Raw genomic sequence first — 10,840 nt, 5'->3', positions numbered from 1 at the left:
TGGCCAAGGCCCACCTCAACCTCGTCCCCGGCGACCAGGAGGTGACCGACCCAACCCTGGCCCTCACGGCCTGAAAACACCCCAGGGGTCACACCGCACCGCTACACCACTCCCCAGGACTTGACCGCGTAGTGAGGCATGCGATCGCCAAAGAGAGCCGGTCATCGGAAGCGAGCGTGAACCACTTGAACAGCGCCGAACAGCAACCAGAATCCCCGAGCCAGAACCCCGCCTTTGCGGTCCGGGTCGCCTGCCACCACGGCTGCTTGGGCTTCCGTCACCATGACGCGACCCTATCGACGCCACCGCCCGCGGCGAACTAGTGGTCACCTGCGTTAGTTCGTCGGGGGTTCAGGTCCAGGCGGTGGGGTCGGCCAGGTAGAGGCCGCAGGCGGTGTCGAGGGGTCGGCCAGGTAGAGGCCGCAGGCGGTGTCGAGGGCGTCTTGGTAGCTGCCTACGGGCGAGCCGGTGGGCAGGAACGAGTCTTCGTAGTCGTCGTGGCTGACTCGGTAGATCGCGAAGCCCCAGTCGTGCGCGGAGCCGACGTACCGCAGCCGGCACAGGCGCAGGACCTCGCCGTCCGGCAGGACGGCGTCGACGTAGGCGAAGCCGGCGCGGTAGCGCACCTGGACGTCGGCCAGGGTCGGCCACCGTTGGCGGGCGTGGGCAGTGAGCCGTTGCGGCAGGGACGTCTTGGTCGAGTCCGGGATCTTGGCCACGGCCCCATCTTGGCTGACACCGCTGGTCGGGGTGTCGGCTCGGCGTGTCGCACCCGCGGGCGTGGTGCACAGGGTCGACAAAGAGACTCATGGCCATCTCGAGTCCGTTCGTGATCGTCCTGACCGCCGTTGACGAGGCCGTCCTGACCGCCCGCGCTCGCGCCGGGCGCAGCGAGCACCGGGACGTGGTCCGCGCCCGGATCGTGCTGGCCGCCGCGGCGGGTCGCACGAACGAGGCGATCGCCGCTCTACTCGGGGTGTGCGTGGGCACCGTGCGCAAGTGGCGCAAGCGGTTCGCCGCTCGGGGTCTGCCCGGTCCGGACGACCTGCCCCGGACCGGGCGCCCCCGCCGGTTCACTCCCGTGCAGGTGGCACAGGTCAAGGCGCTGGTCTGCACGCTGCCGGTCGAGTCCGGGCTGCCACTGTCGCGGTGGTCCAGCGCCGAGCTGGCCGCCGAGGTCATCAACCGCGGCCTGGCCGACTCGATCTCGCCCGCCACGGTGGCGCGCTGGCTGGCCACCGATCCGATCAAGCCGTGGCAGCACCGGTCCTGGATCTTCCCCCGCGATCCGCAGTTCGCAGCCAAGGCTGCCCGGCGCGGATCCGTCCGGCGAGCTCGGCGTCGGCCTCGGCGCGGTCGGCCCTGGCCGGGGCGCCGGCTCTCCAGGCGTAGTAGGACGATCGCTCGACCTCGACGAGCTCGCACAGCCGCTTCACCTCGAAGGTGTGCTGGTGGTCGGCGACGAACTGGAAGCGGCTCACCAGTTCGTCTCCCCGGCGAAATACTTCGCCGCCTGCCGCAGGATCTCCCGCTCGGTCGCGAGCTTGGTCGCCTCCGCCCGCAGCGCGGCGTTCTCCGCCTCGAGCCGGGCCACCTTCGCCTCGGGGGTCTCGGGCCCGGTCGGCGGCTGCGTGCCGCTTCTGCGGTGGCTGACGCGGCGGGTGGTTGTCGTGCCGTCCGGGGCCGTCGTCTTGCCCGTGCCGTACAGGTCCACCCAGTTGCTCAGGGTGCCCCGCACGATCCCCAGGTCAGCGGCGATGCCACGCAACGTCGCTCCCGGGGTGGACTCGTACAAGTCGACGGCCTGCCGACGGAACTCATCGGAGTAGTTCTTGCGGGCCATGGTCCTGGATCATCTCGCTTCCCCAGCACGTGCTGGATACAGCGTGTCCAAGAACCAGGGTCAGGGCCCGAGTGCACCGCCCGTCCGGCTGGCCGTCACCTCTTCACCTCACTGGCCGTGCTCGCGCCCACACCTCAGCGAGAGTCACGCGCTCCTCTTCGACGATGGCCGAGTGAACGACTGCACGCTCATCAGACGTCGCGCGCACCATGGCGAAGAACGACTCCAGCGACCCGCCAACGACCTCTGCCAGCGGCAGGGTCAGCTTCACCGCGACAGGGGCGTTGGCATGCCATTTGGCAGTGCGGACAAGACCCTCCTCCCCGCTGAACTGCTCCATGATCGCGATGACAACCTCTGTCGGCACGTCATGGAACAGCAGCAGCCCAGCGACCACCGGGTCATCGCGACGCAGCAGCAGAAGAATGGCATCTAACGGCAGGGCGGAGTTGTTCGCGAGCTCGTAGATGGCGCCGAGCTCACCATGCACTGCCTTCCGGACTGCCTCAGCCGGCGGAAGGGCTGGGTCAGCCAGAGCGGCCCATTCTTCGAACTGAGCGTCGGTGGTCATGGCTCAAAGATACGAGCACGTCGTCGCGTCGGAGGGGCACTTGGCCTTGTACGTCTGCTGCCCGTCGTACGCCTCACCGCCGGTGCGCTGAACCGCGAACAGAACCAGGCTGTGGAAGACCGTCCCGCCCTTGACCGACGAGTAGTACGCGACCTTCGCCGAGGTCCCAGTCAGAGGGATGCTGACCTTGCCCGTCGACCCGACGTACGACGAGATGCCCGTGTAGGCGTCGATGTCGACCGACGGGGAGCTGAAGAACCCGGTCGTGGGGAAGTACGTCATCGTCAGGCTGTGCCGGGACGAGGTGAAGGACGGGGTGGTGTATGACTTCATGGTGAGCTTGTCGGTCCAGTTCACCGTGCCACCGGTCGACGTCAGGCCGCGGCGGATCCAGTTGTCCTGCACGAATGAGTAGCCGTTGTTGGAGACGTAGCCGTTCAGTTGCGCCAAATCGCCGTCCACCTTGCCTCCACCGGGTCGCAGACCCGTCGCCGGCTGCATAACCACGGCCCCGCTGTCAGGTGCGAGGTCGAACGACGTGACGTCGGTGGGCAGGTCGGAGCCCGACTTCAGCGCGTCAGCAGCGGCATCCGTGATCGACTCCACGACGGCGAGCGGCGCAGTGTCGAGGCCCGGGAAGTCAACCTTGTGACCGTTCGCGGCGCGTGTGGACATCGCCTCGAGAGCGGCGGCAACTGCTGCGGCGTCCTGAGTTGCGGTCGCTGTGGTGATGGCGTCACCCAGGCTGTCGTGGGACGAGACGACCCACTCGACCGGCGGCGCGTCGGCCGGTGCGGCAAGCGCGGGGGTGGCGAGCGTGGTCGCAAGCGCTGCGCACGCGAGGGTCGCGGTGATCCGTGTCAGTACACGCATGGTTTCCTCCGGGCTACCCGTGCCCGGATTGTCCGGGTTGGTGCGGTCACGGTGGCAGGCGGGCACTGACGTCGTCAATGGGCGATCACTCGCAGTCACGAATCCACTGACAAGAAGTGTGAGCACGGTACGTCTAATACGCTCGTTAGTGGCCTCGCGCCATGTTGTGGAGCCCAAGTCCGAGACTAGCCTCGATCTTTCATCGGGTCTGGGTGTGAGGGTCGGGCGCGGCTCGGTGGTCGCGTTCGGTGCTGATTCTGGGTCCTGGGTGTGACAGGGGGTCCCGCTGTCGTGCGGGGTGTTCGCCGGTTCCAGGTGCCGGGGGTCGTGCTCGAGGTCGTCGGGACGGGGGTGGCCGACCGTTATCCGGGGGCGAGGTTCTCGAGCCGGGTGAGCCCGTCGAGGGCGAGCGGGGCCCATGGTGATCGGGCCGCGAGGTGCAGACGGACCCTGCGGCCGGAGCGGGCCAGCGTCGCCGGGATCGTGAAGAGCCGGAACCGCAGCGCCTTGGGCTCCCAGCGGCGGGCGTCGTGGTCGTGCAGGGCGAGCATGCCCATCCAGGCGGTGATCTCCGCGGCGAGGGCCACGATGGCGCACCAGATCCGGTTGGCGTCGAAGGTTTTCAGCGGCAGGTTGGTCAGGCCGGTGTCTTTCGCGATCCGGATCCGGTCCTCGCACCGGGCCCGGCGCCGGTGACGCAGCTCGAGGTCGGCGAGCTGGCCGGTGCGGGAGTTGGTGACGAACGCGGTGATCCGCATCCCGTCGACGTCCTCGAACCGCAGCTGCGCGCCGGGGTGGGGTCGTTCCTTGCGGACGATGACCCGCATCCCGGCCGGCCACGACGACAGGTCCATCAGGTCGGTGAGCTCGGCGACCCAGGCCCCGTCGCGGACTTCGTCGTGGGCGTCCAGGGCCGGGGCCCACACCGGCTCTGGTATGCGTTTGAGCAGGTCCGGAGTGTGTTCGGGCAGCGTGAACCCGACCGAGTAGGCCAGCCGGCGGCGGGTCAGGGCCTCGATGACCTGGTGGGAGCCGCCCGCGCCGTCGATGCGCACCAGGACCGACTTGCCGCGGGTGGGTCCGGGGATCTGGGCGAGCGCGGAGGTGATGACCTGCAGGTGGTCCGCGGCGGTGTTCGACCCGGCGTTGCCCGGGCGCAGATGGATGCTCAACGGCTCACCGGTGCCCTCGGGCCCGTGGTCGACGAACGCGCACAACGGGTGGAACCCGAACCCCCGCTTGAACGTGGGCGCCGCGTTCTCCTTCTCCGAGTGCGCGGTCACGAGCGTGGCGTCGAGGTCGATCACCAACGGGCGGCGGGCATCTCGGTCGTGGTCCGGCGCGTTGGCCCCGGCGGCGTCCCAGACCCGCGCCCGGGCGACCGCGCGGGCGCCGTCGATCGCGGTCAGGACCTTGTCCGCGTCGCCTGCCAGCCGCGCCAGGGTCCGCGAGGCCGTCGGGTCGGAGGCCACCTGGGCGGACACCGCCGGCTCGGCCCGGACCGAGGCCAGGTCCGAGCAGGCGTCCCCGCCCAGCGCGAGTGTCACCGCGAGGTCGAGCAGCACCTCGGCCGGGTCGTGCGTCGCGAACCGCGCCCGCCACGGCGCCAGCGCCGCGCTCAACGCGACGTCCAGACCACTGGCCCGCACCGCACCGGTCAGCAACACCCCACCGGCCTGCCCGACCGCCGACCCGCCGTCCGCGTCGACGACCAACCGCGGATAGAACCCGCTACGCTTCATCACCTGGAAGGTGCTCCTCGAACTCGGCTGATCTGTCCCTCGCAAGACACATCATCCCAGTTCAGGAGCACTTTTCACGTCACCGGCACGCCACCGCCATGAAATCTCGAGGCTAGAGACGTCCGACTTGGAGAACGACCACGTGGGCGCATCCGTGCCTGCCAGTCCGACAACGGTGAGTTGCATCGAGTGCGAGGCTCACGCCGCGATGTGGACGCTACGCTGTTGCAGACGTGGCAGCCTCCAGATGGGCAGGTCGCACCATGAGAACGGTCAGCACGCGACTCATGGTCGTCGTCGGCCTCGCGCTGTTCCTTGCAGGCGTCGGCGTTGGGGGCACCCTCGCGACGGGGAACAACCCCATGCCCCCAGGGGGTGTCATCGTGTTCGCCCCAGTGGCGGTGTGCTCCGTCGGGTTCCTTGGATGGTTCACCCGTCGGCTCTACCGTAGGTCGTAGAAGGCTCCCGTTCGATTACCGAGCACGGCGTACCCAAGCGCCGGTACTGGATCCCGGCGCCACGAACGTGATTGGCCTCTACGTGGTGGCGCAGCCCAGCCTGCGGGTGGGGTCCGGCGCCGCGGCGGCGGGCGCCGACGACTCACGGCCGTGTGACACACCGCGGTACCGGCAACTCCCGGCTCGCCTACATCCGTGCCTGCCAGTCACCTACGGGTGGAACGAGCTTGCGACACGCCGCCATGGTCGACTCCGTAGACAGACTGACTAGGTAGACGTACTGTCTTGCCCATGAGTGACGCAGCCTGGCCGAGCGACTGGCTCCGCGGCGTGCTCGAGGTCTGCGTGCTACGGGTGCTGGCCGATGGCCCGACGTACGGCTACGCCATCGGCGCCCGGCTGGCCGAGGTGGGACTCGGCACCCTCAAGGGCGGCACCCTGTACCCGCTGCTGGCGCGCTTCGAGAACGCCGGCCTGGTCGCCGTCGAGTGGCGCGCCGGCGAAGGTGGCCCCGGACGCAAGTACTACGCACTGACCCCGGACGGCACCCGGACCTGGCACGAGCAGGCATCCCGCTGGGAGCTCTTCGCACGGCTGACGACGGGCTTCGTGGCCTCGGCCCCGGCAGCAGCGCCGGCGATCGCGTCGGGCGCCGTCCCGAAGATCGCGACCGGCCGTGACGACAGCCCCCAGGCGCACGCCACCAACGGACCGCAGCAGGTCCGGGACGGAGCACGACGATGACGCAGGACGACCCGCACCAGACCGCCTGGGCCGCACGGCGTCGGCTGGGCTCGATGGCCTCGGTCAGTGCCGAGCTCGCACCGGGTGTCGATCCCCAATGGGCGGACGACTTCATCCTCGAGCTGCGGATGCTCGACGTGCCCGGCCGCGCGATCGGCGACGCGCTCGTCGAGGTCGGCTCGCACTGCGCTGAGAGCGGTGAGAGCGCGCTGGAGGCCTTCGGCGACCCGGTCGTCTACGCCCGCACCCTGGAGCTGCCGGCCGTGCCGCTCACGCCTCACGACCTCCTCGGTCCGATCCTGCCGTGGATGCTCCAGCCGATCGGGCTGCTCCTGCTCACGGGGGCCGCGTCGACCTTGCGCACGGGCGATTCGGTGGAGATCACCACCGGCCTCGTCGCCGTCACGGGCGTCCTGCTGCTCAGCATCGTGGCGGTGACCCGATGGTTCGATCCCGTCCTGCGGCTGGTCGTGGAGCGGACGGCCGTCGCCTGGCTGGCTGGAGTCGCCCACCTCGCTGTGCTGGTCGTGCTGCTGCTCCTGCTCCGTGGCGTCGTGGCGACCGTGCCGGGGCCGCTCGCCATGGCGACCGGTGCGCTGATGCTCGTGGTCGGCACGGTGTGGGCTCTGGTGAGTTTGCGCCGTGACGCGCGCGACGACGACGGGGTCACCTCCACCATCGGCTCCCTCGAGACCCGAGCCGACGCACGCATCGACGCACGCACCGGAGCGCGCCGGGCGGCGTGGGGGCTCGTGGCGCTGCGCTACGGGGGCGCCCTCCTCGCGCCCCTCGGGGCGGTGCTCGTCGTCTCGCTCGAGCTGCTGCTCGGCTCAGCGCTCCGGCGGCGACCCCCTCGCTCAGCCACCGACATAGGCCGCCAGGTGTTCGCCCGTGAGCGTCGAGCGGGAGGCCACCAGCTCGGCCGGCGTGCCCTCGAAGACGACGCGGCCGCCGTCGTGCCCGGCGCCCGGTCCCAGGTCGATGATCCAGTCGGCGTGCGCCATCACGGCCTGGTGGTGCTCGATCACGAGGACCGAGCGACCGGAGCCGACGAGCCGGTCCAGCAGGCCGAGCAGCTGCTGGACGTCGGCGAGGTGAAGACCTGTGGTGGGCTCGTCGAGCACGTAGACGTCGCCCTTGTCGGCCATCTGCGCCGCCAGCTTGAGCCGCTGCCGCTCGCCGCCGGACAGCGTCGTCAGCGGCTGACCGAGCGTGAGGTAGCCGAGCCCGACGTCCTCGAGCCGGTCGAGGACCTTGTGGGCGGCCGGGGTGCGGGCGTCGCCGCCACCGAAGAACGTCTCGGCCTCCGTGACCGGCATGGCCAGCACCTCGGCGATGTTCTTCCCGCCCAGCGTGTACTCGAGCACCGCGGCCTGGAAGCGCTTGCCCTCGCAGTCCTCGCACGTGGACTCGACCGTGGCCATCACGCCGAGGTCCGTGTAGATGACGCCCGCGCCGTTGCACGTGGGGCACGCGCCGGCCGAGTTGGAGCTGAACAGCGCCGGCTTGACGCCGTTCGCCTTCGCGAACGCCGTGCGGATCGGGTCCAGCAGCCCCGTGTACGTGGCAGGGTTGCTCCGCCGAGAGCCGCGGATGGCGCCCTGGTCGATCACGACCACGCCGTCACGGCCCGCGACCGAGCCGTGGACGAGGGAGCTCTTGCCGGACCCGGCGACGCCGGTCACGACGCAGAGCACCCCGAGCGGGATGTCGACGTCCACGTCCTTGAGGTTGTGCGTCGATGCCCCGCGGACCTCGAGGGCGCGGTCGGACGAGCGCACCGTCTCCTTGAGCCGCGCGCGGTCGTCGAGGTGCCGGCCCGTGGTGGTGTCGCTCCCCCGCAGCCCGTCCACGGTGCCCTCGAAGCACACCGTGCCGCCCGCGGTCCCGGCCCCCGGACCGAGGTCGACGACGTGGTCGGCGACGGCGATCGCCTCCGGCTTGTGCTCGACGACGAGCACGGTGTTCCCCTTGTCGCGCAGCCGCAGCAGCAGCTGGTTCATCCGCTCGATGTCGTGCGGGTGCAGGCCGATCGTGGGCTCGTCGAAGACGTAGGTCACGTCCGTGAGCGACGAACCGAGGTGACGGATCATCTTGGTCCGCTGCGCCTCTCCCCCGGACAGCGTGCCTGCGGGCCGGTCGAGCGAGAGGTACCCCAGCCCGATCTCCGCGAACGAGTCGAGCAGGTGCCGCAGCCCGCGGAGCAGCGGCGCGACGGAGGGCTCGTCGAGCTCGCGCACCCACACGGCGAGGTCGCTGATCTGCATCGCGCAGAGATCGGCGATGCTCTTGCCCTTGATCTTCGAGGACCGCGCCTCGGGTCCCAGCCGGGTGCCGTCGCATTCCGGGCAGGTCGTGAACGTCACCGCGCGCTCCACGAACGCACGGATGTGCGGCTGCATCGCGTCGACGTCCTTGGAGAGCATCGACTTCTGGATCTTGGGGATCACGCCCTCGTAGGTGAGGTTGATGCCCTCGACCTTGATCTTCGTCGGCTCGGCGTACAGGAGCGTGTGCAGCTCCTTCTTGGTGAACTTCGCGATCGGCTTGTCCATGGGTATCCCGGCCCCGCTGAAGAGGCGGCCGTACCACCCGTCCATGCTGTAGCCCGGGACGGTGAGCGCGCCCTCGGCGAGCGACCTGCTGTCGTCGTACAGCGCGGTGAGGTCGATGTCGTTGACCGACCCCATGCCCTCGCACCGCGGACACATGCCGCCGAGGCGGTTGAACGTGGCCTTCTCCGCCTTGGTCCTCGAGCCGCGCTCGACGGTGATCGCGCCGCTCGCCCGCACGGTCGGCACGTTGAAGGAGAACGCGTTGGGCGAGCCGATGTGCGGCTGCCCGAACCGGCTGAAGAGGATGCGCAGGAGCGCGTTGGCGTCGGTCGCCGTGCCGACGGTCGAGCGCGGGTTGGCGCCCATCCGCTCCTGGTCGACGATGATCGCGGTCGTGAGGCCGTCGAGGAGGTCGACGTCGGGCCGCGCGAGCGACGGCATGAACCCCTGCAGGAAGGCGCTGTAGGTCTCGTTGATCAACCGCTGCGACTCCGCGGCGATCGTGCTGAACACCAGCGAGCTCTTGCCGGAGCCCGAGACACCGGTGAACACGGTGAGTCGGCGCTTCGGGATCTCGATGCTGACGTCCTTGAGGTTGTTCTCACGCGCACCCTGCACGCGGATCAGGTCGTGGGTGTCGGCGACGTGCGTCGCAGACGACGCGGTGCCGGTCCTCGTGACCGTGCTCATGCTGTCTCCGTCCTCGTGGGTGGGCCGCAGGCTCGCTAGCACGGTCCGCGTCGGCTCGGCCGCCGGTGCGCTGTCGAGAGTACGTACTGTTCCGGGTCGTCCTCGCCACGGGAACCCCCTGGTCTTCACCACAAGAGCCGCTCCGGGGACGACGGCTTCGGACCAGCCACCGACCGTCCCGAAGCAGGTCCCGGCCGCGCAGCTCGTCCGCCTCGCGCCAGGCCTGGATGCGTCGCGGCGTGACACGGAACCGGCGGCTGTTCTCGTCGGCTACCGCTGAAAAAATATTGAAATCCGAAAGAAAGCCGGCCCGGCTCGGCCGCGCATCACCGGCTGCCGAGGTTGACTATTTTCATGAATTGGCTATGGTGAGCAGAGAATGCACGACGAAAGCGAGGCCAAAATGCCCCTGCCCACACATTCTCTGCCGCGGCCGCTCCACGGGCTCACCTGGTCGCTCCGTCGCCGCGGTGACTCCGTGAAGCTGCAGCTGCGCGAGCGCAGGATCCGACGCCGCGTGGTCGCGAGCTGGAGCACCGAGGCGTTCTCGCGGCTCTCCCCCGCCCCGTTGCCCGCGCTGCTCGAGGTCGCGACGCAGATGTCCGCCTCGAGCGGTCGAGCGGCCGGACGGTCCGTCGAGGCCGACGCCGCGCTCGCGTCGCCCGGAAGGAGTCGTCGTGCCGGTCACTGAGGTCATCACGGACAGCGCAGCCCTCGGCGTGTCGCGCCTCCTCGACGTGGGGACGGGTCCGACCTTCGACGCCCCGACGCCCGTGCCCGTCCCGACGGCGTCGGACATCGTCGAGGAATGGGGACGGCAGTCGTTCCCCGCGAGCGACCCGCCGAGCAACTGGTAAAGCGCCGAGCAACCGGTCAAGCACCGTGGCTCGCGCGATGTCGTCGAGCCGCATTCTCGGGCGAGTGCTCGCCCGACCTCGGCGGCGGCTCAGCGCCGAGCCGCCTCCCAGCGACTCAGCAACCGCCGGAGCAGCACGGTCAGGTCCTCGCGGTCGCGCGCGGCGAGATGGTCGATCAGCGAGGCCTCGAGCGCCAGGTAGCCGGGCAGGAGTGCGCCGAACCGCCGGGCGCCGTCGGGGGTCGGCTGGAGGAGCACGCCGCGGCCGTCGGCCGGGTTCGCGGTGCGCTGGATCCAGCCGCCCGCCTCCAGGCGACGCAGCCGCTTGGTCGTCGCCGGCCCGGTGAACAGCAGCAGGCTGGTCAGCTCGCCGTGGCTGAGCCTCGATTCACCGATGGGCTGATTGCCGCGGGGTGGGCGTGGGAACGCGAGAATGCCCTCCTGACTTGGGAAGATACGACTTGTCGAAGGTCCGTATCGCCAGTTCAAGAAGGGCATCTCGTCGATG

The 10,840-nt window shown here is 69.9% G+C and carries 9 protein-coding genes and 2 pseudogenes; 4 read left to right on the top strand and 7 right to left on the bottom strand.

Features of this window, described 5'->3' with window-relative positions; all coding sequences use genetic code 11:
• Positions 1-335: 335 nt before the first annotated feature.
• The gene (locus HIR71_RS15900) at positions 336-719 is read right to left on the bottom strand and encodes a hypothetical protein (RefSeq protein WP_211374313.1); all 384 of its coding nucleotides are present in this window, start codon (positions 717-719) and stop codon (positions 336-338) included.
• Between the two features lie 89 nt (positions 720-808).
• Here HIR71_RS15900 and HIR71_RS17655 point away from each other — a divergent pair.
• Positions 809-1,222, top strand: a pseudogene (locus HIR71_RS17655) (helix-turn-helix domain-containing protein); the annotation flags it as partial.
• A gap of 91 nt (positions 1,223-1,313) precedes the next feature.
• Here HIR71_RS17655 and HIR71_RS15890 read toward each other — a convergent pair.
• From HIR71_RS15890 to HIR71_RS15875, 4 genes and pseudogenes are all read right to left on the bottom strand, one after another.
• Positions 1,314-1,843: pseudogene (locus HIR71_RS15890) on the bottom strand (transposase); the annotation flags it as partial.
• A gap of 103 nt (positions 1,844-1,946) precedes the next feature.
• Entirely contained in the window at positions 1,947-2,414 is a 468-nt protein-coding gene (locus HIR71_RS15885; RefSeq protein WP_169326044.1) for a hypothetical protein, read from the bottom strand.
• Between the two features lie 3 nt (positions 2,415-2,417).
• Entirely contained in the window at positions 2,418-3,287 is an 870-nt protein-coding gene (locus tag HIR71_RS15880) for a hypothetical protein (protein ID WP_169326043.1), read from the bottom strand.
• 362 nt (positions 3,288-3,649) lie between these two features.
• The gene (locus HIR71_RS15875; RefSeq protein ID WP_169326042.1) at positions 3,650-5,032 is read right to left on the bottom strand and encodes an IS1380 family transposase; all 1,383 of its coding nucleotides are present in this window, start codon (positions 5,030-5,032) and stop codon (positions 3,650-3,652) included.
• Positions 5,033-5,778: 746 nt separating this feature from the next.
• Here HIR71_RS15875 and HIR71_RS17650 point away from each other — a divergent pair.
• Positions 5,779-6,231 (top strand): PadR family transcriptional regulator, encoded by a 453-nt coding sequence (locus tag HIR71_RS17650; protein ID WP_169326041.1) that lies wholly within the window; start codon positions 5,779-5,781, stop codon positions 6,229-6,231.
• A gap of 857 nt (positions 6,232-7,088) precedes the next feature.
• Here HIR71_RS17650 and HIR71_RS15865 read toward each other — a convergent pair.
• Entirely contained in the window at positions 7,089-9,476 is a 2,388-nt protein-coding gene (locus HIR71_RS15865; protein ID WP_169326040.1) for an ATP-binding cassette domain-containing protein, read from the bottom strand.
• Between the two features lie 478 nt (positions 9,477-9,954).
• On the opposite strand from HIR71_RS15865, the gene HIR71_RS15855 reads away from it, so the two are divergent.
• Positions 9,955-10,167 carry a hypothetical protein gene (locus tag HIR71_RS15855; RefSeq protein ID WP_169326039.1) on the top strand — a complete coding sequence of 71 codons (213 nt, stop codon included), beginning with the start codon at positions 9,955-9,957 and terminating at the stop codon, positions 10,165-10,167.
• The gene (locus HIR71_RS15850; RefSeq protein ID WP_169326038.1) at positions 10,154-10,333 is read left to right on the top strand and encodes a hypothetical protein; all 180 of its coding nucleotides are present in this window, start codon (positions 10,154-10,156) and stop codon (positions 10,331-10,333) included. The genes HIR71_RS15855 and HIR71_RS15850 overlap by 14 nt, the downstream gene beginning before the upstream one ends.
• Positions 10,334-10,422: 89 nt before the next feature.
• Here HIR71_RS15850 and HIR71_RS15845 read toward each other — a convergent pair.
• Positions 10,423-10,840: MarR family winged helix-turn-helix transcriptional regulator (locus HIR71_RS15845; RefSeq protein ID WP_211374312.1), on the bottom strand; the 418-nt coding region annotated here is incomplete at its 5' end.

The organism is Cellulomonas fimi (assembly GCF_012952065.1).
GTDB lineage: Bacteria > Actinomycetota > Actinomycetes > Actinomycetales > Cellulomonadaceae > Pengzhenrongella > Pengzhenrongella fimi_A.
The sequence above is the reverse complement of the archived record's forward strand: the minus strand, read 5'-3'. Positions and strand labels throughout refer to the sequence as shown.